The following is an 18,235-nucleotide window of genomic DNA, read 5'->3' on the forward strand; positions in this document are numbered from 1 at the left end:
GATACCCGGGTTACCCGAGCGCTTTACTCACTCGTCATCAGTTGGACCAGCTCCTTGCGCCCCTGCAGGTTCGGCTCGTCCTGATTGCGTCCGGCCAGGCATTTCTCCAGTGCCGGCACGGACACACCGGCATACCGGGCGTAACGCCCCTCCTGCGTACCGTAATGCATCAGATTGGCGGCGATTACCACGTCGACATAATCAGGCAGCGGGCGGCCGTTGTCCCGCAGGACGGTCTCGTGCCAGCGGGCCATCTGTATCAGATCCTCCGGCATATCCCAGTGCCGCAGCAGCATGGCCCCGACCAGAGGATGCAGCATCAGCTCGAATCTGAGCCGCTCTATCCCGCTCAGCTCGGGCTGCTGACGCAGAAACTCGCGCAGTGGCAGTTTGCCGATGTCATGCAGCAGCCCGCCGAGGGCGGCCAGCTCCGCATCCAGATAGGGGAAGGACTCGGCCAGATCGCGGCACAGGGCACTGATATGCAGCCGCCCTCGACAAAACCGCGCAGGCGCCCGGGGTCCCCGCCAGCCCGACCCATGGTCTGCAACAGCGCCAGCTGCGTCACCATCGAGCGCACCAATCTGAAACCCAGCAGCACGATGGCCTGACGCACCGAAGACACCGGAACACCTCGGCGCATGATCGAACTGTTGGCAACCTTCACCAGACGCGCAGCGATGGCCGGATCCCGCGAAATCTCCCGCTCCAGCTCCTCCACCGAACAGTTGCCGGACTCGGTCAGCGCCCGCACCCGGATCACCACCTCCGGCAGCGAAGGCAGTACCAGCTGGTTGGCCGCAATAGCCGCCTCCAGCCGCCGAAGCAGCTCCCTGGCCCGCTGTTTCATGTCCATATCCCTACTCCTTGCGGTCCGCCCTTCTGGCCAGCCAACAGCACTACACACAGGGCACGTAGCAGCCCTGAGTGATTATTACACGGACCGAAGGTCATTATGGCGTCCGGGCAATTGTTCAACAGTCTGTTGGACAATCTCGGCATCCTGGCGCGGGCAAAGGCACGCATGTATTTCAGGTTGTACGGAAAAGCGAAATTGCGTCTCCGGTAGTGGAATTGGCGCGGCGGCCTTACGTCAATAAGTACTGGCTATGATCGCCGTTTTCCATTTAGCCTTTGCACTCACTTGGCAACCATACCCCCTCAACTCTGCTCGCTCTATCATTGCCCTGGCTCCGCCAAGAGCGTGCTTGAGCCAACCTCTTGAGCGCACCCTGCCCCCTGATATCAGCTCAGATACCAGTTCCTTCATCGTCTGGTTGCAGTCGATGTTCGCTTCGATCATGCGTTCCACTACTTCCACCGTCGCGCTATTGAAATGGGGCCTGCTTCTGGAGACTGATACATCATTCCCGATAAACAGCACGATCAAACCGTGCAGTTCGTTTTTCTGCAACTCACTCAGCATCGCTCACCCCCATAAACCCGAGAATCTCATCGCGAGAGAAGCCCTCCGGAAACAGCATGAGCAATTGCTCCGGCTCAGCAGCGCGAGTAGCGAATATCAGGCATGAGGGGAATAAGCAGGCGCTGTAGACGACGCCCCGTTCGTGCTCGATTGCGGCGGTCTCCGCACCCGGCCCAATACCGAAGGAGCCAAGCGCTCCCTCAAGGACCTGCTTCAGTTCTCCGGAGAGGGAGTCAGTTGTCTCGAGCCCGAATATATAGCGAGGATAGCGCGCCAGTTCGAAATCCTCTGGCAGCCCCAGCGTTTCGTGGGTCGCAATCGTCCCAGCCAATATGACCGAATCGGAAAACTTTATGACCGGGCCATCCACACTCAGTATCTTTGCCCCAGCCAGTTGATGCGTGGGCACCTTCAGTTCGAATCGCCCGTAAAAGATAGAGGTGGTTTTGCTGTCGGCGTGTTTGCCATGTACGGAAGCGGTCGCCAGGGCCACGGTCAGGGCCAGTACGATCTTTTTCAACATAGGAGTCTCACCAGATCAGAGGGAAGGAGCAAGGATACGAGAACGCTCCAGTGCTGCAAGAAATCGATGCCCGGCCTGCCAAGCCGTTCATGTTCCAGTGAGATAGGGAATATACGGTATCAAGCAACAGCACCAAAAACGGGCACCCAGCCGGACTCAGTCACGCGCAGTCCGCCACCCTGTCACACAGCCATCCGGCCCGATGCTCACAATCTGGTCACCCGCAGGATTCCAGTACTCCCATTCATCATCACCAGGATGCGCGCGACGCACCCGCGTCGGCTCGCCCCAACTGCGCTTCACGTCCGCCGCCTTCATCCCCACCCGGATGGTCTTCTGGATAATGGCCTGGCGCAACTCACTACACTGGCCTGGCTCCCGTAGGAGCACCGCCCTCGGTGCGAACGGGGCGAGCACATTTTCGCACCCGGAGGGTGCTCCTACTGGTAAAGGAGCGGCACTCGGCAGCAACCAGCGTCGGCATACATGCCAATACAAACGCAACCGCAACTGCATACAGCTTGAGGCTGTGCATGGTAGGCAGAGGAGCAGGCAGGATGGTGCATTGGATCACGAGCGCATGGTTACGAAAATCGTAAACAAACGAGGCTCTTTCCGCCCTCTCACCTGAAACGAAAAAACCCAGCCGAGGCTGGGTTTTCGTTCATCTGGCGGAGAGCCAGGGATTCGAACCCTGGGTACCCTTGCGGGTACAACGGATTTCGAATCCGTCCCGTTCGACCACTCCGGCAACTCTCCAAGTCGGCGCGCATGATAGCAGCTTCGCTGCGGCCGATAAAGCGTTAAGACAGGGGGACGCCCAGGCGCTGGGCGACTTCTTCGTAGGCTTCGATGACGTTGCCCAGACCCTGGCGGAAGCGGTCCTTGTCCATCTTCTTGCCGGTTTCCTTGTCCCACAGGCGGCTGCCGTCGGGGCTGAATTCGTCGCCGAGGGTGATTTCGCCCTTGAACAGGCCGAACTCCAGTTTGAAGTCGACCAGCTGCAGGCCGGCGTCGTCGAACAGTTTCTTGAGGATGTCGTTGACCTGGAAGGTCAGCTCGCGCATGCGCTGCAGCTGCTCGGCGGTGGCCCAGCCGAAGGTGACCACGTGGGATTCGTTGATGAAGGGGTCACCCTTGGCGTCGTCCTTGAGAAACAGCTCGAAGGTCGGCGGGGTCAGTTTGGTACCCTCTTCCACACCCAGCCGGCGGACCAGGCTGCCGGCAGCATAGTTACGGATCACGCACTCGACCGGGATCATGTCCAGCTTCTTGACCAGACACTCGGTGTCGGACAGCAGCTTGTCGAACTGGGTCGGGATGCCGGCTTCCTGCAGCTTCTGCATGATGAAGGCGTTGAAGCGGTTGTTGACCATGCCCTTGCGCTCGAGCTGCTCTATCTTCTTGCCGTCGAAGGCGGAGGTGTCGTTGCGGAACAGCAGGACGAGGCGATCCGGATCATCGGTGGTGTAAACCGATTTGGCCTTGCCGCGATAGAGTTCAGTGCGTTTTTCCATTATCGGCTCCCGATGCAGGCGATAGTTGGTTGTGTGGTCTCGGTTATCTCTTGCCAGGGCAGGCCCTGGTTCTGTGCCGCGAGCTGCAACTGTCCCGACCAGCCATCCAGCGCACTGGAAACGGCTTGCCGGGCCAGTTCCGGCCGGTTGTTCTTTTCACTGATATGGGCAATGACGATCTGCTGCAGCCGACGGGTATCCAGGGAGGCGAGCAGGCCGGCGGCCTGCTGGTTGCTCAGATGGCCCAACGCGCCGCCCACTCGGGCCTGAAGAAAGCGTGGATAGGGTCCGCTGGCGAGCATGTGCGGATCATAATTTGCTTCCAGCAAAAGCGCATCCAGTTCACTGTACATTTCTGTTATCAGCGGGGTGATGCTGCCGGTGTCGGTGAGTACGCCGAGGCGGTGATAGCCGCTGTCGAAGATGAACTGGCTGGGCTCCCGGGCATCGTGGGGTACCGGCACCGGGGTGACCCGGATCTCGCCGATGTCGATGTCCTCGCCGAAGCGGATCAGGCGCACCGGCAGATCGGTCGACCCCATGCCGTGGCGGGTACCTGCGGTCATGTAGACTGGCAGGGAGTAGCGCTGCGCCAGACGCTCGACGCCGCTGATGTGATCGGAGTGTTCGTGGGTGACCAGAATGGCCGTGAGTTGATGCGCGCTGAGCCCTGCCCGCGCCAGTCGCTGCTCGGTTGCGCGCAGGCTGAAGCCGCAGTCCACCAACAGTCGGGTTGTGCCGTACTCAATCAGCGTGGCATTTCCCCGACTGCCGCTTCCCAGTGAGCAATAGCGCAAATGCCGCCTCAGTTGAGATTCTCGAGGATCCGGCTGAGCAGCGCTCTTGCCTCGCTGGAATCAGAGCTGGTGGTGATGCTGTCTTCCACAGTGACCTGCACCCGATTGCCTACCGGTGTCAGCCGTACCTGGGTACGCTGCTGCGCGTCGGCCTCCGCCTTGCCGCGGCCGAACAGGCGACCGAAGAAGCCCGGCTTGTCCTGTCTGGCGCTCTGCTGCGGATTGACGTAATACACACCGGCGCTGCGATCCAGGTCATCGACATGGATGTCGGCGCTGGCCAGTGCCTGACCCACGGCCGCCCAGGCGCGGTTGAAGTCTGTGTTCATGTTCAGCACCGGGTTGCCAGCACCGTCCTGATCCAGCGAGCTGCGCCGCGCGGCAGGCGCGTCACCGGCACTGGACAGGGCCACCGAGTCGGCACCGCCACTCTGGTTCAGGTAGCTTTCCAGCTCGGCCAGAACGGCCCGCTCGAGGTTGCTGTTGCTGGACGTCTCGGGCCAGCTGTCCTGGGTGCTGCCCTGGCTGCGCTGTGCCTGCAGCACCTTGATTTCGCTGGTGCCGGACTGGACACCGGGTTCAACACGGATCCGCAGGCGCAGTTCCTGACCGTCCGTGCGGCGGTTCTGACCGACCGCCGGCGCCAGGCGCCGTACCAGCGGGTTGTCCGCGTCCACGTCGAAGCCCAGCCAGCCGGTCTCCAGCTCACCGAGGGTAGCGGACTCCCGGGCGACCGGCACACGGTAGTCGTTGAGGAACTGACGCACCCGCGGCCACATGGCAGAGGTGCCATGCTGGGCCAGCAGCCAGCGTTCACCGCCGTTCTGCTGCATCGAGTATTCGCTGTACTCGGTACCTGTTGCCAGCCCCTGCGGGCGCGGCACCTTGTACTTGCCTGTGCCGCCGGCGCGGACTTCGCCGGGTACCGGCAGCAGATCGCCGATGGGCTTGCTCTGCAGCTCCGGCGGTACTGTCATGCGCGGTTCGATGGTGGCGGTCTGGTAGTCCGACCCCCGATCACGGAAGTAACCATCTTCACCGAACAGATAGCCGCAGCCGCTCAGTCCTACGCCAACCATCATCAGAGTCAGTGCATTGAGCACAGGCTTCATTCGCATTTCCTTGATTATCAGGTTCCCGGGATTCACAGCAGACCGCATTGCTTGAGTGCTTCACGCACCACAGGCTGGCAGTCGTCACTCAGTCGCGTCATCGGCAGGCGCAGGCCATCGCCGATCAGCCCCATTTCATGCAGCGCCCATTTCACCGGAATCGGGTTGGATTCGATGAACAGCTTCTTGTGCAGCGGCATCAGTTGTTCGTTCAGACGGCGGGCGGTTTCCGCATCGCCGTTCAGCGCCGCCTCGCACAGCTGGTGCATCAGCCGCGGTGCCACGTTGGCGGTAACGGAAATATTGCCCTTGCCGCCCATCAGGATGAGTTCCACGGCCGTGGGGTCGTCGCCGGAATAGATTGCCATGCGATCACCCACGCGGTCGATCAGTTCACGGGCACGCTGCAGGTCGCCGGTGGCTTCCTTGATGCCGATGATGTTGTCGATATCCGCCAGACGCACCACGGTGTCGGGCAGCATGTCGCAGGCGGTACGCCCGGGCACGTTGTAGAGAATCTGGGGAATGTCCACCGCCTCGGCGATGAACCGGAAGTGCTGATACAGGCCTTCCTGGGTCGGCTTGTTGTAATAGGGGGTCACCAGCAGGCAGGCATCGGCGCCGACGCTGCGCGCGTCCTGGGTCAGCTCGACGGCTTCGCTGGTGGAGTTGGCCCCGGTGCCGGCAATCACCGGAATGCGCCCGGCGACCTTGTCGACCACACGGCGGATGACTTCCTTGTGCTCTTCCATGTCCAGGGTGGCGGACTCCCCGGTGGTACCGACCGCAACAATGCCGTCGGTGCCCTCGTTCAGATGGAATTCGATCAAGCGGTCAAGCGCCTGCCAATCCAGGTTGCCACGCGAGTCCATGGGGGTTACCAGCGCCACAAGGCTGCCTGAAATCATGCAAGGGGCTCCAACAAGATACGAGATGATCAGCAATGGTACTTAGGCCATGGGATCAGCACAAGGGACGCGGCCCAGCAAAGCTGGCGGGCGGCAATAAAACTGGTGGTTGAACGCCCGGCGGCAGACGGGGACAATAGGCAGCCTGATGGCCGCTGGCCAAGTTCATTACCTCGAGGAGTATCCATGTCCACAGCGCCCAGCCCGCGGGAGCAGTTTCTGGTGATCAATGCCATGGGCCAGCAGACCACTGCCATGGCGAGTACGCTGACCCGCCTGTGCATGGAACAGCGCTGTCTGATCGTCAGCAGCCGCATGACCCGCCACGGCACCTGCACTGCCCTGCTGCTGCAGGTCAGCGGCAACTGGGACGCCCTGGCCCGCCTCGAGACCCTGTTGCCCCCTATGGCCCGCAGGGAACACTGGACACTGTCCCTGCGCCGCAGCAATGCCCTCGAAGAACGCCCCTCGGCACTGCCCTACAACGTCTTTGTCACTGCCGCTCAGCGTCCGGAACTGATTGCCGAGCTGTGCACCTTCTTCCAGCATCTGGAAATCGACATCGAGGAAATGCTCAGCTTCACCTATATGGCTCAGCACACCGGTACCCCGATGCTCAACCTGACGCTGACCATCGCCATTCCGGTCAAGACCCAGCTCAGCTGGCTGCGCGAGCAGTTTCTGGACTTCTGCGACGAACTCAACCTGGACGCCGTGATAGAACCCTGGCGTCCCCTTCACTGAACCCTAGCGAGGCTGTTTTCATGAGTATCAAGGTGGACACCCCACTGCCGGACTTCACTGCACCCGCCACCAGCGGCGTCACAGTTACCCTGTCGGAACTGGCCGGCAAGAAGGTCGTGCTCTACTTCTACCCCAAGGACCATACCCCCGGCTGCACTACCGAGGGTCAGGACTTCCGCGACATGTACGAGCAGTTCCAGGCCGCCGATACCCTGGTGTTCGGCATCTCCCGGGACAGCCTGCGCACCCATGAGAACTTCCGCGCCAAGCAGGGCTTCCCCTTCGAGCTGATCAGCGATGCTGATGAAACCCTGTGCCGCCTGTTCGATGTGATCCGCCAGAAGCAGCTGTATGGCAAGCAGTACGAAGGTATCGAACGCAGCACCTTCCTGATCGACCGCGAAGGCGTACTGCGCCGCGAATGGCGCAAGGTCAAGGTCCCCGGCCATGTTGCCGAGGTGCTGGCCGCCGCCCAGGCGCTGGACTGAACCAGCTTCCCGGCAGCATGCCGGACGGGGTGGTGCCCGCACCCTGCAGCGGTGCGAGCACCATCTGCCTCCATCACTCAGGCCTTGCGCAACCAGTAATGGAACTCCCCTTCCCTTTCCTCAGCCTGTAACAACTCGTGTCCGGCCAGCTCGGCAAAGCGGGCGATGTCCCGCTGCGAACCGGCATCGGTAGCCACCAGATACAGCAACTGCCCGCTCTGCATGCCATTGAGTGCCACCTTGGCCCGCAACAACGGCAGCGGACAGGCCAGCCCCCGGGCGTCCAGACACTGGTCAGGCTGCAATTCACTTTTTTCATCAAACATGCGTACACTCCAGATCAAGCCGCGAGTATAACCCTGCGACGCGCCACCCGCTGCGGCACATCCTGAACCACGAGTGAGTCCATGCGATTGATCAACGCCGTCAGAGCCCCCGCCCGAATCCTGCTGTTCTCCCTGATGACAGCGGTAGCCATGCCCCTGACCGCCAACGAGTTCAATCTGCCCTCCCTCGGCGACACCAGTTCCTCAATCATGTCCCGCGAGCAGGAATACCAGCTCGGCCGGGCCTGGCTGTCCATGCTGCGCGGCTCGGTACGTACTCTTGAGGATCCGCTGCTCAAGGACTACGTCGAACGCCATGTCATGGGGCTGGCCGAAACCAGTCAGCTGGAGGACCGGCGCCTGACCTTCGTTACCCTGGACAGCCCCCAGCTCAACGCCTTTGCCGCACCGGGCGGCATCATCGGGGTCAACGGCGGGCTGTTCCTGCATGCCCATAGCGAAGCCGAGTTCGCTTCGGTCATGGCCCACGAACTGGCTCACCTGTCCCAGCGTCATTTCGCCCGCGGTCTGCAGCACCAGCAGCAGAACCGCATACCGCTGATGACCGCCATGCTGGCCAGCATCATCCTCGCTGCCAGTGGTGGCGGCGATGCCGGCTTCGCTGCCCTGGCCTCGACCCAGGCCGCCGCCATTCAGGAACAGCGCCGGTTCTCGAGGCAGAACGAACAGGAGGCCGACCGCATCGGCCTGCTGAACCTCAAAGGCGCAGGCTATGATCCCAATGCCATGCCGGACATGTTCGAGCGTCTGGCCAGACTCAGCCGCTTCAGCCGTACCCCGCCGGAATTCCTGCTGACCCACCCGGTCAACCAGTCGCGGATCGCCGACTCGCGCAACCGCGCAGGCCAGCTCAGCGGCGATGGCCGCCGTGACAGTCTCTACTACCAGATGATGCGTGCCCGGGTGCAGCTGTTCTATGAAGAAAGCCCCGGGCTGGCTGCCCAACGCTTCCGTGCCCTGCTGGACCAGCATGAAGGCGAGCACTCTGCCGCCCGCTATGGTCTGGCCCTGGCCCTGATCCGCAGCGGCCAGCAGGCCGAGGCGGAAACCGAGCTGCAGACGCTGCTGGCCGAGCACCCCGACAACATTGCCGTGCAGCTGGCCCAGGTCGAGCTGGACGGCAGTCGCAACCGCCTGGACCAGGCCCTGACCCGCCTTGATCAGCTGCTGGCAATGCAACCGGACAACTATCCGCTGCTGGAGGCCAAGGCCAACATGCTGCTGCGCAAGCAGGATTACCGCGGCGCCGAGCAGGTTACCGACCGCCTGGCACGCCTGCGCAGTGACGACCCGGACGTCTGGTATCTGGTGTCGGAAGCCCGCGGGCTGGCCGGCAACATTCTCGGCGTGCACCAGGCCCGGGCGGAATACTTCATGCTTGCCGGGGATCTGGATCAGGCCGACGAGCAGCTGGATCAGGCGCTCAAGCGCGCAGGCGACAACTTCGTCGTCACCTCGCGGATCAATGCCCGCAAGGACGAAGTCGCCCGTCGCCGGGAAATCATCAAGAGTTTCTGAGTCTGCATGGCGAGTCTGACCGGGACCCTGGTCCCGGCCAGATGCCACCCATCAGCGGTTGAGGTTGGCGGTGAAGTCCAGCATGCGCTGCAGCGGACGTACCGCCGCCGGGATCAGCTCCTCGGGCACCAGGATCTCGTTGGTGCCCTGCTCCAGGCTCTGCAGCAGACGCGGCAGGGTGTTCATCGCCATCCACGGACAATTGGCGCAGCTGCGGCAGGTGGCGCCGTCGCCGGCGGTGGGTGCATCGATGAGTCGACGATCCGGAGCGGCCTGCTGCATCTTGTAGAAGATGCCCTTGTCGGTGGCCACGATGAAGGTCGGGTTGGGCAGTTCCTGGGTAGCCCTGATCAGCTGGCTGGTGGAGCCGACCACATCGGCCAGTTCCACCACCGACGCCGGCGATTCCGGGTGCACCAGTACCGCGGCCTCCGGATAGACTGCCTTCAGGTCCAGCAGGGCCTTGGCCTTGAATTCCTCGTGGACGATGCAGGCACCGTCCCACAGCAGCATGTCGGCGCCGGTCTGGCGCTGGATGTAGTCACCCAGGTGCTTGTCCGGTGCCCAGAGGATCTTCTCGCCCTTGTCCATCAGGCTCTCGACGATCGGCAGTGCGCAGCTGGAGGTCACCACCCAGTCGGCACGGGCTTTCACCGCTGCCGAGGTATTGGCGTAGACCACCACGGTACGATCCGGGTGCTGATCGCAGAACGCGGAGAACTCATCGGCCGGGCAACCCAGATCCAGTGAGCAGGTGGCGTCGAGCGTCGGCATCAGCACGCGCTTTTCGGGGCTGAGGATCTTCGCCGTCTCGCCCATGAAGCGCACGCCGGCCACAACCAGGGTGCTGGCCGGGTGGTTCTTGCCGAACCGGGCCATTTCCAGAGAATCGGACACGCAGCCACCGGTTTCCTCTGCCAGCTCCTGCAGCAGCGGATCAGTGTAATAGTGCGCAACCAGCACGGCATCGTGCGCCTTGAGCGCAGCCGCGATGCGAGCCTTGTAATCCGCCTTTTCCTGATCGGTCAGCGGAGCCGGCTCTTTGGCCGCCAGATGGGCCTGCACCAGCAGCCTTTCGGAAATCTGAGACATCTAACAACCCCTCCGGGAACACAGACCGACATCATACCACGAGCCACAGGTTCTACCGATCCCGCCGGCAAGCCAACCGGAACTATCCCCAGGGGCTCCAGTCAAGAAGTACAAGGTCACCGGAAAAAGGCATATACCATGTTCAGACATGTACCAGGTCTATTCTACGCCCCCCGCAGAACCTGGACCCATATCCATGACGATATAGAGCGTCGGCCCTGGGCCTTTCTCCCGCTGCTGCTGATCGGATCCCTGATTCCCGCCCTGAGCACCTGGTATGGGGGCACCAACGTCGGCTGGGAACTGTTCGGCTCCGAGGATCGCCGCTTTCTCACCAGCCAGAGTGGTGCACTACTGGGCGTAGCGGTCTGGCTGGCTTTTGTCACCAACGCCGTCATCATGGGTTATATAGTGCGCTGGGTACTGTTCCGTACGCCCCATCGCCCGCCCGCTTCCCATGGCATCGCCTTCGCTACCTTCCTGTCGATGCCCTTCATGCTCGGTGGCCTGGCCGCTCTGTATCCCGAACGCTGGCTGCTGCTGCCGGTCTTCGGCCTGGTGGGTTTCTTCTCTATAGTGCAGCTGTACTTCGGCCTGCCCCATTTCATGCGCCTGGCGCAGGACAAGGCCTATTTCTACGGCGCCTGCATCATAGGCGCAGGCATGCTGGCCATGGTCAGCGTCGGGGTGTTCTACATGGAAAGCTGGAGAGCGGTCTCGCCGCCGGGCGAATACCAGGATATCGAGGAGCGCCAACTGGACCCCGGCCTTATTCCCTGAGTTTGCCGTCCAGGCTGTAGTGCTGCAGAAAGCTCAACAGGTCCACCTCTTCGGGCTTGAGCCAGCGGCGTCTGGCCCGACCGGTGCTCCATCTCACCCGATCCAGCCCCGCCTCCAGGAAGGCATCCAGAATCGCGGGATGGATATAGCATTTGCGACAGACCGAGGGCGTGTTGCCCAGGCGCTTTGCCACATCCTTCACCGTATCCACCACTGCCTGCCGGCTGGGCTCGCAGCCCTCGGCCAGGCATTGCCGCAGGGCTGCCAGAGCCAGCGTGCTGCCGGGGGGCAGATCCAGACGTCACGATAAGCCGGGGGAATGGCCAGGGCATTGATGCGCCGGATGGTTTCCGGGTCGCGTATGCGTTTGCCCTGCTGGTCGAAATAGGCGGGTTTGTCGTTGAGGATCCGCCGGGAATAACCCGGCGAGTCGTCACTGACGTAATGTAAAGCCGGCGGACAACCGGGAGCGGGCTCGACAACTGACGCCGGCTTCATGGGTCAGTGCATCAGCTGCGGGCGCGTTCGGCGTCGCGCAGCATCTTCACCTGGTCATGGTTGCGCAGTACGCCGTCGTACTGACGCTGCACCACCTGGCGGATGTCTTCCGGCAGAGCCTTTTCCAGGGCCTTGTGGTAGCTGCGCTTGGCGACATCTTCGCCGCGCTCGCACTCGTTCAGAATGGCCTCATCGTCCTTGCCGGTGATGGCCGACTTGAGATCTACCCAGCGGCGATGCAGGTCGCCAGCCATGCTGGTGCTGTCCTCGGGGTTGCCACCCAGACGGATGACAATGGCCTGTAGTTCCTGAGCGGCCTGGGCGCATTCGCCGGCACGCTGGTTGAACAGCGTTTTCAGCTCGGGACGGGTAATGTCCTCGGCGCAGACACGAAAGCCCTTTTCACCATCCTTGCAGGTTTCGATCAGATCATTGAGGGTGGAAATCACTTCTTTGGTATCTAAGGTCATGAAGTTGCTCCTGCTCATTCAGCAAGTGAGTGGTACAACAAATGACCGGGCCGTTTGGGTAGTGGTTCAACCAGTTTTAACGCAGCACCTCGACCGGCAGATAATCTGAACGCCCCGTGAGGCGAGCCGTCCAACAGATGTACCACGAGGCCAAGCAAGAACACCGCGCTGTGGACTCCCTGGTACTGCCTGATCTTCTGAATACCGATCCGGGTTCCCTGGAATTCGCCGGCAGAATCAAGGTGCTCAAGGAGCTGGTGGAGCACCACATCGAGGAGGAGGAAGAGGAAATGTTCAAGGATGCGCAGGAGTTGCTGAGTGCGGAGCAGCTCGAGGAACTTGGCGAACAGATGAAGCAGAAAAAACTCAAGCTGATGAAGAGAGCTGCCTGATCATCGAAAGGGAGTAAAGCAGAGGATAACGTGGGGGAAAATGGTGGGTCGTGCAGGATTCGAACCTGCGACCAATTGGTTAAAAGCCAACTGCTCTACCAACTGAGCTAACGACCCGTTGAATGCGCGATATCTTACTGATTCAGATGGAAAATTCAAGAAGTTTTTTCAATTTTTTCAATCGCTGGCCGCTCACGCGGTGGCCGGCACCCATCTGCACTGGTACGCCCCGCTGACGCCTGCTCAGAGTGCGTTGAGGTCCCGCCGGGCGAGCTGTGCGGCTGAGGAATTGCCGTGCTTGCTGAGTACTTCCTGGTACAGCTGTGCAGCCTTGTCTCGATTGCCCAGACGACGTTCAACATCGGCAAGCTTGTAGAGAGCGTCGGCCTCCTTGCGGTGGCCGGGGTACTGGCTGATTACCAAGGCGAAGGCCTTGCCGGCGTTGTCCAGATCGTTCTGCGCCAGATAGACCTCACCCAGCCAGTATTGGGCATTGCCCGCATAATCGCTCTGCGGGTAACGACGCAGGAAGGCATTGAATGCCATCTCGGCCTTTTCGAAATCACGCAGCCGCACCTGCTCGAACGCGGCTTCGTAGAGCAACTTCTCGCGCTCCGGATCGGCTTCTGCCGGCGGCGTGTTGCTGGTCTGATTCTGGGTGGAAGGCGTTACCGGGGCCAGGCCCGGGGATGCAGAACCACTGTCGCCGGAAGGCGCCGGTGATCCCGCGGAAAGTGCAGAAAGTCGGCGATCAATATCCTGATAGCGATCAAGCTGATCCTGTTCCAACTTCTTGAGGCGATACTCCTGCTCTTCGAGCAGGCCACGCAGCATGGATACTTCCTGCTGCATCTGATCCAGCTGAAGCAGAAGCTGGCCCTCTGCCGAGAGGCCAGCCGAGGCAGAACGGGTATCAGGCAGACGCGGAGCCTGTTGCTGCGGATAGTAGCCGGTGTTACCCGACCCTTCCATCACCGGTACTTGAGCCAGAGCCGCGACCGGCAACAGCAGACAACCCAGCGTGAATCCCTGATACCCTTTCATGTGACCTCTTACTGCTTACTTGCGCAATTCAACGCGACGGTTCTGAGCCCATGCTTCTTCGGTGGAGCCAACAACAGCCGGCTTCTCTTCACCGTAGGAGACCAGCTCGAGCTGGGCCGGGGACACGCCCTGCAGAACCAGGTAGCGCTGAACGGCAGCGGCACGACGCTCGCCCAGAGCCATGTTGTACTCACGGGTGCCACGCTCGTCGGTGTGACCTTCCAGAACAACGCGGTTGCCCTGAGCTTTCAGGTCCTTGGCGTGAACGTCCAGAGCGCGCATGGCTTCCGGCTTCAGGTCGGAGCTGTCGAACTCGAAGTAGAAGGTGGTGATGGCGCGCAGAGCGGCTTCTTCGCTGCTCAGGCCACTGTCAGCACCGGTGGTAGCGCCAGCGCCGTAACCGGCGTTCGGGTCTACCGCGCCGGTACCGGCAGCGTCACCACCCTTGGAGGAACAACCAACCACAACGCCGAAAGCGACAACCAGAGCTGCCAATTTGCCGAACTTGATAACTTCCATCATAGACTCCTGATAAACCCCAAGTGGTTTAGTGTTGGTATACCCTATGGCAGGTATGGGGACCATGATGGTACGCGCAGGTCTGTGAACTTCGTCGGAATCTCCGACCGTGCACGACCATTGGTCGAAACCAGCATAAGTACACCCCGCCCCTGTTGACGGGTAGCGTAAATTAACATAGTGCCGTTGGGTGCGACAGTAGGAGACTCATCCAACGACGTTTCTGTTAATACTTTCAGATTGCCTCTTTCCAGATCCTGTGTAGCGATGTGGAAATTCCTGTAGCCATCCTGGCGATGGACCATGACCATAGTCCGACCATCCACTGAGAGTTTGGCATTGGCATTATAGTTGCCCACAAAAGTCAGACGTTCTGTGGAGCCACTATTCAGGTTCTGTTTATAAATCTGGGGACGCCCGCCCCGGTCAGATGTAAAGATCAGGGTATTGTTGTCCATCCATGTGGGCTCGGTGTCGATCCCGTAATGGTTGGTCACCCGACGCATCTGCTTGCTGTCCAGATCCATGACGTAGATTTCGGGATTTCCGTCACGGGACAATACAAAGGCCAGTCGCTTGCCATCAGGCGACCAGGCCGGCGCACCATTAAGTCCTTCAAAACTGGTTATCCGTTCCCGGCGACCGGTCTGAACATAGTGAACATATATTTCCGGACGCCGCGACTCGAAGGATACATAGGCAATCCGCTGCCCGTCCGGTGCATAGGACGGAGACAATATCGGCTCCCGCGATTGCAGAAGAGTAACCGCTCGAGCACCGTCATAATCCGAATGCTGCAAAGTATAGCGGATATTATCGGCGGAGAAACGCTCCGCCGCCACATATAACAACTTGGTGCTGAACGCACCCTTGATGCCGGTTATATGTTCGAATACCTCGTCACTCAATTTGTGCGCGATATCCCGCAGCTGGTTCTGACCACCACTTACTGTGCGTGACAGTATCACCTGTTCCCGCGGCACGCTGTACAGATGATATTGCAGCTGATAGCCCGAGCCCGTGGCCGTTACCTGGCCTGCCAGCACATATTCGACACCCAGCATCTTCCAGTCACGGGGAAAGATTTCCTCGGCACGGGTGGGATAGCTGAGCATGTTCTCGCGGGCGAAGGGGGCGAACATGCCGCTGTTACGCAGGTTGTTGGCGGTGATCTGCGCCATGTCCTCGGCCAGCGGAGACGCCCCCTGCCAACCGAAGGGCACCACGGCAATCGGTGTAGCCCGGTCGCTGCCCCGGGTAATCTCGATGGCTTCCTGAGCCAGTGCGACCTGTGCCATCAACAGCATGGCAGCGCAGGCCAGCCAGTACTTCAATGAATTCATCAAAAGTCCAAGTCCTCTGGTTTGAAGCGCAAGGTACGCTGTCTGTACATACGGTCAAATGCGGCGGGATTCTCCCGCGACAACTGCTGCATTTCCGGGATACGACCGACATTACGCACGGCCTGCACGGCCGACTGGTCAAATCCCACATCGCCACTGGAGCGCAGCACCACCACATCGGTGATATCACCCGTGGGCAGCATGCTGATCCGCACTTCCACCACCATGCCGTTGCGTGCGGTCGGCGGCCTGCGCCACTGCTCGCTGACGTAACGGCGGATCACATCATCATAACTGGCCGCCACCTGATCACCGATCTGGTCGGCCTGGGCCCGCTGGTACTGGGTTTCCTCGGCCAGCAGATCCGCCAGAGCACGGGCGCGGGCTTCCTCCTGCTCGCGCTGCAGTCTGGCGACGCGTTCGGCTTCCGCCTTGGCTTCAGCCTCCTGCTTGCGCTTGGCTTCCTCAGCGGCGCGGCGCCGGGCCTCTTCCTCACGCTTGCGCGCCTCCTCGGCGGCCTTGCGTTGGGCTTCTTCCTCGGCGGCCTTCTTTTTGGCCTCTTCCTCGGCCAGTCGTCTGGCCGCCTCGGCACGCCTTGCCTCTTCCGCCTTCTGCCTTTCGACCTGCTCAGCCTGCCGTCGTTCCTCGGCGGCCTTCTGTTCCTGGGCAGCGCGCTCCGCCGCGGCGGCCGCCTCGCGCTGCTCGGCCTGACGCTGCTGTTCAGCGGCGCGCGCGGCCTCCTGTTCCTGCTGGCGCTTCTGCTGCTCCTTGGCCAGCTCCTCGGCTTCATGCCGCTGGGCTGCGGTGCGTTCGGCCTCACCGGCAATGCGCTGCTCGGTCTGGGTGGTCGCCGGGCTCTTGGAATTGAGCTGTACCAGCGTCGCCTGAACTATGGGCTTGGCCGGCTCGAATTCGGGCGCCTTGCTGAAGGAGACGAACAGCAGCATGGCGACCAGCAGGTGAATGCCCAGCGCCTTGATCAGGGGAGCGCCGAGGCGCTCTTTGTTCGACTCCACCATAGATCTGTCGCTCACGGAGCCTCGGTGATCAGGCCCACATTGGGCACGCCGGATTGCTGCAGGGCGGCCATTGCCGCCACGACTACACCGTAGTTCACTTCACGGTCACCGCGGATATACACCAGAGTGTCGGGGCGGGCACGCATGATCTTGGCCACCCCCTCGGTCATCTCCTCCAGGGAAATGGCAGTTTCTGTTCGATTTTCGGTATCCACCGTTTCGCCCAGGTTCCAGTAGTAGGTGCCATCAGCCAGTACCGACAGGGTCAGCACCTGCTGATTGGAGTCCGAGGGCAATACCTCGCTGGCCACCTGCGGCAGGTCCACCTTGACGCCCTGGTTGAGCATCGGGGCGGTCACCATGAAGATCACCAGCAACACCAGCATGACGTCGATATAGGGAACGACGTTCATCTCGGCGACAGGTTTGCGTTTCTGGCGTCTCCCCTGTTGGGTGTACATGCTCACTCCCCTTCGCTGGTATGCACGCGGCGATGCAGGATGCTGGAGAACTCTTCGGCGAAGGTGTAGTAGCGGCTGATCAGGATCTCGGCACGGGCCGAGAAGCGGTTATAGGCCACTACCGCCGGAATCGCGGCGAACAGACCGATGGCCGTGGCGATCAGGGCTTCGGCAATACCCGGGGCTACCGTGGCCAGTGTTGCCTGCTGCACGGTGGCCAGACCACGGAATGAATTCATGATCCCCCACACGGTACCGAACAGACCGATATAGGGGCTGGTGGAACCGACGGTCGCCAGGAACGGCAGATGCTGCTCGAGCTTTTCCTCTTCCCGGGAGATGGCCACGCGCATGGCGCGCTGCACGGCATCCATCACCGCCTCGGGCTCGACACCCGGCTGCTGACGCATGCGGGAGAATTCCTTGAAGCCGGCACGGAACACCTGCTCCAGCCCTGAATCGGGGTTCGGATTGCCGGTTACCTGACGGTACAGCTTGGCCAGGTCGATCCCGGACCAGAAACGGTCTTCGAATTCGTCCAGGCTGTGCTTAGCAGCACGGGTCACCGCGCTGCGCTGGAAGATCAGAACCCAGGAGGCAATGGATGCCAGGACCAGGGCCAGCATGACCAGTTGCACCAGAACACTGGCGCCACTTATCAGGTGCCACATAGACATTTGATCAGCTTGCACTCTCTGCTTCTCCTCGATCCTGCATTGACTGGTTCGCCTGGACGGTCTTGAAAGCCTCGTTCAGGGCCAGAGGTATCATCCTGGGTTTGTACTGATCGGCACTGACACAGGCCACCAGCACCTCTCCCTCACACAACAACCTGCCGTCGGCTCGTCTTACCTGCTGAGCGAAGCGGACGCTGGCACGCTTGAGTTCCAAGACATCGGCTGTCACCACAAGTTCATCGTCCAGCTGCGCCGGAGCATGGTATCGGGCGCTGACGGAGTGGACGACAAAGATGGTGTTTTCGCGCTGCAGTACGCTCTGATCAAAACCAAGGGCACGCACGAGCTCGGTGCGGGCGCGCTCCATGAATTTCAGGTAATTGACGTAGTAAACAATACCGCCGGCGTCGGTATCCTCAAAGTAGACACGGGCTCTGAGCTCGAATGGCCGCCCGCTGATTTCAGCCGACATAATGTAGTGCCAGATTGTGTTCTTGCATAGCGGGTGCAACCTCCAAACGGGATAGTATTTTTTTATCAGGACGGCACCGGGGCATCAC

The 18,235-nt window shown here is 61.1% G+C and carries 21 protein-coding genes, 2 tRNA genes and 3 pseudogenes; 5 read left to right on the plus strand and 21 right to left on the minus strand.

The window, feature by feature from the left end:
* Nucleotides 1–23: 23 nt before the first annotated feature.
* The 8 genes and pseudogenes from BM046_RS16590 to dapA form a co-directional block, all read right to left on the minus strand.
* Nucleotides 24–856: pseudogene (locus tag BM046_RS16590) on the minus strand (HDOD domain-containing protein).
* 237 nt (nucleotides 857–1,093) lie between these two features.
* On the minus strand, nucleotides 1,094–1,426 hold the full coding sequence (locus tag BM046_RS06285; RefSeq protein ID WP_090538096.1) for a hypothetical protein: 333 nt from the start codon (nucleotides 1,424–1,426) through the stop codon (nucleotides 1,094–1,096).
* Nucleotides 1,416–1,949, minus strand: coding sequence for a hypothetical protein (locus tag BM046_RS06290; RefSeq protein ID WP_090538098.1), 534 nt, complete (start codon nucleotides 1,947–1,949; stop codon nucleotides 1,416–1,418). Before BM046_RS06290 ends, BM046_RS06285 begins: the two co-directional genes overlap by 11 nt.
* A gap of 669 nt (nucleotides 1,950–2,618) precedes the next feature.
* Nucleotides 2,619–2,708: transfer RNA gene (locus BM046_RS06295), tRNA-Ser, on the minus strand.
* A gap of 44 nt (nucleotides 2,709–2,752) precedes the next feature.
* Nucleotides 2,753–3,466: a phosphoribosylaminoimidazolesuccinocarboxamide synthase gene (gene purC / locus BM046_RS06300; RefSeq protein ID WP_090538100.1), complete on the minus strand. Its 714-nt coding sequence runs from the start codon at nucleotides 3,464–3,466 to the stop codon at nucleotides 2,753–2,755.
* Complete coding sequence (locus tag BM046_RS06305; protein ID WP_090538102.1) at nucleotides 3,466–4,263, minus strand: MBL fold metallo-hydrolase; 798 nt, start codon at nucleotides 4,261–4,263, stop codon at nucleotides 3,466–3,468. The genes purC and BM046_RS06305 overlap by 1 nt, the downstream gene beginning before the upstream one ends.
* An 8-nt stretch (nucleotides 4,264–4,271) precedes the next feature.
* Nucleotides 4,272–5,375, minus strand: coding sequence for an outer membrane protein assembly factor BamC (gene bamC / locus BM046_RS06310; RefSeq protein WP_177197808.1), 1,104 nt, complete (start codon nucleotides 5,373–5,375; stop codon nucleotides 4,272–4,274).
* Nucleotides 5,376–5,407: 32 nt separating this feature from the next.
* Nucleotides 5,408–6,283, minus strand: a complete 876-nt coding sequence (gene dapA / locus BM046_RS06315; RefSeq protein WP_090538106.1) for a 4-hydroxy-tetrahydrodipicolinate synthase — start codon at nucleotides 6,281–6,283, stop codon at nucleotides 5,408–5,410.
* A gap of 186 nt (nucleotides 6,284–6,469) precedes the next feature.
* Here dapA and BM046_RS06320 point away from each other — a divergent pair, with 186 nt between their 5' ends.
* Entirely contained in the window at nucleotides 6,470–7,027 is a 558-nt protein-coding gene (locus BM046_RS06320; protein WP_090538108.1) for a glycine cleavage system transcriptional repressor, read from the plus strand.
* Between the two features lie 20 nt (nucleotides 7,028–7,047).
* The gene (locus BM046_RS06325; protein ID WP_090538109.1) at nucleotides 7,048–7,515 is read left to right on the plus strand and encodes a peroxiredoxin; all 468 of its coding nucleotides are present in this window, start codon (nucleotides 7,048–7,050) and stop codon (nucleotides 7,513–7,515) included.
* A 77-nt stretch (nucleotides 7,516–7,592) separates the two neighbouring features.
* On the opposite strand, the gene BM046_RS06330 is transcribed toward BM046_RS06325, so the two are convergent.
* Nucleotides 7,593–7,841: a sulfurtransferase TusA family protein gene (locus tag BM046_RS06330; RefSeq protein WP_090538111.1), complete on the minus strand. Its 249-nt coding sequence runs from the start codon at nucleotides 7,839–7,841 to the stop codon at nucleotides 7,593–7,595.
* Between the two features lie 135 nt (nucleotides 7,842–7,976).
* Here BM046_RS06330 and BM046_RS06335 point away from each other — a divergent pair, with 135 nt between their 5' ends.
* Complete coding sequence (locus BM046_RS06335; RefSeq protein WP_090538424.1) at nucleotides 7,977–9,380, plus strand: M48 family metalloprotease; 1,404 nt, start codon at nucleotides 7,977–7,979, stop codon at nucleotides 9,378–9,380.
* A 51-nt stretch (nucleotides 9,381–9,431) separates the two neighbouring features.
* Here the strand turns inward: BM046_RS06335 and nadA are convergent, their stop codons facing one another.
* Entirely contained in the window at nucleotides 9,432–10,472 is a 1,041-nt protein-coding gene (gene nadA / locus BM046_RS06340; RefSeq protein ID WP_090538113.1) for a quinolinate synthase NadA, read from the minus strand.
* A gap of 138 nt (nucleotides 10,473–10,610) precedes the next feature.
* Between nadA and BM046_RS06345 the strand changes: the two genes are divergently transcribed.
* Entirely contained in the window at nucleotides 10,611–11,252 is a 642-nt protein-coding gene (locus BM046_RS06345) for a Yip1 family protein (protein ID WP_177197809.1), read from the plus strand.
* On the opposite strand, the gene BM046_RS16595 is transcribed toward BM046_RS06345, so the two are convergent.
* The 3 genes and pseudogenes from BM046_RS16595 to BM046_RS06355 form a co-directional block, all read right to left on the minus strand.
* The gene (locus BM046_RS16595) at nucleotides 11,242–11,454 is read right to left on the minus strand and encodes a hypothetical protein (RefSeq protein WP_407920435.1); all 213 of its coding nucleotides are present in this window, start codon (nucleotides 11,452–11,454) and stop codon (nucleotides 11,242–11,244) included. The two genes, BM046_RS06345 and BM046_RS16595, sit on opposite strands and share 11 nt — an antisense overlap.
* A gap of 86 nt (nucleotides 11,455–11,540) precedes the next feature.
* Nucleotides 11,541–11,750, minus strand: a pseudogene (locus BM046_RS16600) (hypothetical protein); the annotation flags it as partial.
* Nucleotides 11,751–11,761: 11 nt separating this feature from the next.
* Nucleotides 11,762–12,220, minus strand: a complete 459-nt coding sequence (locus BM046_RS06355) for a ferritin-like domain-containing protein (RefSeq protein WP_090538118.1) — start codon at nucleotides 12,218–12,220, stop codon at nucleotides 11,762–11,764.
* A 134-nt stretch (nucleotides 12,221–12,354) separates the two neighbouring features.
* Here BM046_RS06355 and BM046_RS06360 point away from each other — a divergent pair.
* Nucleotides 12,355–12,612: pseudogene (locus BM046_RS06360) on the plus strand (hemerythrin domain-containing protein); the annotation flags it as partial.
* A gap of 41 nt (nucleotides 12,613–12,653) precedes the next feature.
* On the opposite strand, the gene BM046_RS06365 reads toward BM046_RS06360, so the two are convergent.
* The 8 genes from BM046_RS06365 to ybgC form a co-directional block, all read right to left on the minus strand.
* A tRNA-Lys gene (locus tag BM046_RS06365) sits at nucleotides 12,654–12,729 on the minus strand.
* Between the two features lie 126 nt (nucleotides 12,730–12,855).
* Nucleotides 12,856–13,656 (minus strand): tol-pal system protein YbgF, encoded by an 801-nt coding sequence (ybgF, locus tag BM046_RS06370; protein ID WP_090538120.1) that lies wholly within the window; start codon nucleotides 13,654–13,656, stop codon nucleotides 12,856–12,858.
* A gap of 15 nt (nucleotides 13,657–13,671) precedes the next feature.
* Nucleotides 13,672–14,175 (minus strand): peptidoglycan-associated lipoprotein Pal, encoded by a 504-nt coding sequence (gene pal / locus BM046_RS06375; protein WP_090538122.1) that lies wholly within the window; start codon nucleotides 14,173–14,175, stop codon nucleotides 13,672–13,674.
* Nucleotides 14,176–14,219: 44 nt separating this feature from the next.
* Nucleotides 14,220–15,518 carry a Tol-Pal system beta propeller repeat protein TolB gene (gene tolB, locus BM046_RS06380; protein WP_090538124.1) on the minus strand — a complete coding sequence of 433 codons (1,299 nt, stop codon included), beginning with the start codon at nucleotides 15,516–15,518 and terminating at the stop codon, nucleotides 14,220–14,222.
* On the minus strand, nucleotides 15,518–16,537 hold the full coding sequence (gene tolA, locus BM046_RS06385) for a cell envelope integrity protein TolA (RefSeq protein ID WP_090538126.1): 1,020 nt from the start codon (nucleotides 16,535–16,537) through the stop codon (nucleotides 15,518–15,520). Before tolA ends, tolB begins: the two co-directional genes overlap by 1 nt.
* 11 nt (nucleotides 16,538–16,548) lie before the next feature.
* Nucleotides 16,549–16,998 (minus strand): protein TolR, encoded by a 450-nt coding sequence (gene tolR / locus BM046_RS06390; RefSeq protein ID WP_090538128.1) that lies wholly within the window; start codon nucleotides 16,996–16,998, stop codon nucleotides 16,549–16,551.
* 2 nt (nucleotides 16,999–17,000) lie between these two features.
* The gene (tolQ, locus tag BM046_RS06395; protein WP_090538130.1) at nucleotides 17,001–17,675 is read right to left on the minus strand and encodes a protein TolQ; all 675 of its coding nucleotides are present in this window, start codon (nucleotides 17,673–17,675) and stop codon (nucleotides 17,001–17,003) included.
* A gap of 4 nt (nucleotides 17,676–17,679) precedes the next feature.
* Nucleotides 17,680–18,147 carry a tol-pal system-associated acyl-CoA thioesterase gene (ybgC, locus tag BM046_RS06400; protein ID WP_090538131.1) on the minus strand — a complete coding sequence of 156 codons (468 nt, stop codon included), beginning with the start codon at nucleotides 18,145–18,147 and terminating at the stop codon, nucleotides 17,680–17,682.
* Between the last annotated feature and the right edge of the window lie 88 nt (nucleotides 18,148–18,235).

This window comes from Halopseudomonas formosensis, assembly GCF_900115905.1.
In the GTDB taxonomy this organism is placed as follows: domain Bacteria; phylum Pseudomonadota; class Gammaproteobacteria; order Pseudomonadales; family Pseudomonadaceae; genus Halopseudomonas; species Halopseudomonas formosensis.

What these genes read in the sequence shown, in the direction of transcription:
- BM046_RS06285 (WP_090538096.1), bottom strand. Translation starts at nt 1,426, where the DNA reads ATGCTGAGTGAGTTGCAGAAAAACGAACTGCACGGTTTGATCGTGCTG.
- BM046_RS06290 (WP_090538098.1), bottom strand. Translation starts at nt 1,949, where the DNA reads ATGTTGAAAAAGATCGTACTGGCCCTGACCGTGGCCCTGGCGACCGCT.
- purC (WP_090538100.1), bottom strand. Translation starts at nt 3,466, where the DNA reads ATGGAAAAACGCACTGAACTCTATCGCGGCAAGGCCAAATCGGTTTAC.
- bamC (WP_177197808.1), bottom strand. Translation starts at nt 5,375, where the DNA reads ATGAAGCCTGTGCTCAATGCACTGACTCTGATGATGGTTGGCGTAGGA.
- dapA (WP_090538106.1), bottom strand. Translation starts at nt 6,283, where the DNA reads ATGATTTCAGGCAGCCTTGTGGCGCTGGTAACCCCCATGGACTCGCGT.
- BM046_RS06320 (WP_090538108.1), top strand. Translation starts at nt 6,470, where the DNA reads ATGTCCACAGCGCCCAGCCCGCGGGAGCAGTTTCTGGTGATCAATGCC.
- BM046_RS06325 (WP_090538109.1), top strand. Translation starts at nt 7,048, where the DNA reads ATGAGTATCAAGGTGGACACCCCACTGCCGGACTTCACTGCACCCGCC.
- BM046_RS06330 (WP_090538111.1), bottom strand. Translation starts at nt 7,841, where the DNA reads ATGTTTGATGAAAAAAGTGAATTGCAGCCTGACCAGTGTCTGGACGCC.
- BM046_RS06335 (WP_090538424.1), top strand. Translation starts at nt 7,977, where the DNA reads ATGACAGCGGTAGCCATGCCCCTGACCGCCAACGAGTTCAATCTGCCC.
- nadA (WP_090538113.1), bottom strand. Translation starts at nt 10,472, where the DNA reads ATGTCTCAGATTTCCGAAAGGCTGCTGGTGCAGGCCCATCTGGCGGCC.
- BM046_RS06345 (WP_177197809.1), top strand. Translation starts at nt 10,611, where the DNA reads ATGTTCAGACATGTACCAGGTCTATTCTACGCCCCCCGCAGAACCTGG.
- BM046_RS06355 (WP_090538118.1), bottom strand. Translation starts at nt 12,220, where the DNA reads ATGACCTTAGATACCAAAGAAGTGATTTCCACCCTCAATGATCTGATC.
- ybgF (WP_090538120.1), bottom strand. Translation starts at nt 13,656, where the DNA reads ATGAAAGGGTATCAGGGATTCACGCTGGGTTGTCTGCTGTTGCCGGTC.
- pal (WP_090538122.1), bottom strand. Translation starts at nt 14,175, where the DNA reads ATGGAAGTTATCAAGTTCGGCAAATTGGCAGCTCTGGTTGTCGCTTTC.
- tolB (WP_090538124.1), bottom strand. Translation starts at nt 15,518, where the DNA reads ATGAATTCATTGAAGTACTGGCTGGCCTGCGCTGCCATGCTGTTGATG.
- tolA (WP_090538126.1), bottom strand. Translation starts at nt 16,537, where the DNA reads ATGGTGGAGTCGAACAAAGAGCGCCTCGGCGCTCCCCTGATCAAGGCG.
- tolR (WP_090538128.1), bottom strand. Translation starts at nt 16,998, where the DNA reads ATGTACACCCAACAGGGGAGACGCCAGAAACGCAAACCTGTCGCCGAG.
- tolQ (WP_090538130.1), bottom strand. Translation starts at nt 17,675, where the DNA reads ATGTCTATGTGGCACCTGATAAGTGGCGCCAGTGTTCTGGTGCAACTG.
- ybgC (WP_090538131.1), bottom strand. Translation starts at nt 18,147, where the DNA reads ATGTCGGCTGAAATCAGCGGGCGGCCATTCGAGCTCAGAGCCCGTGTC.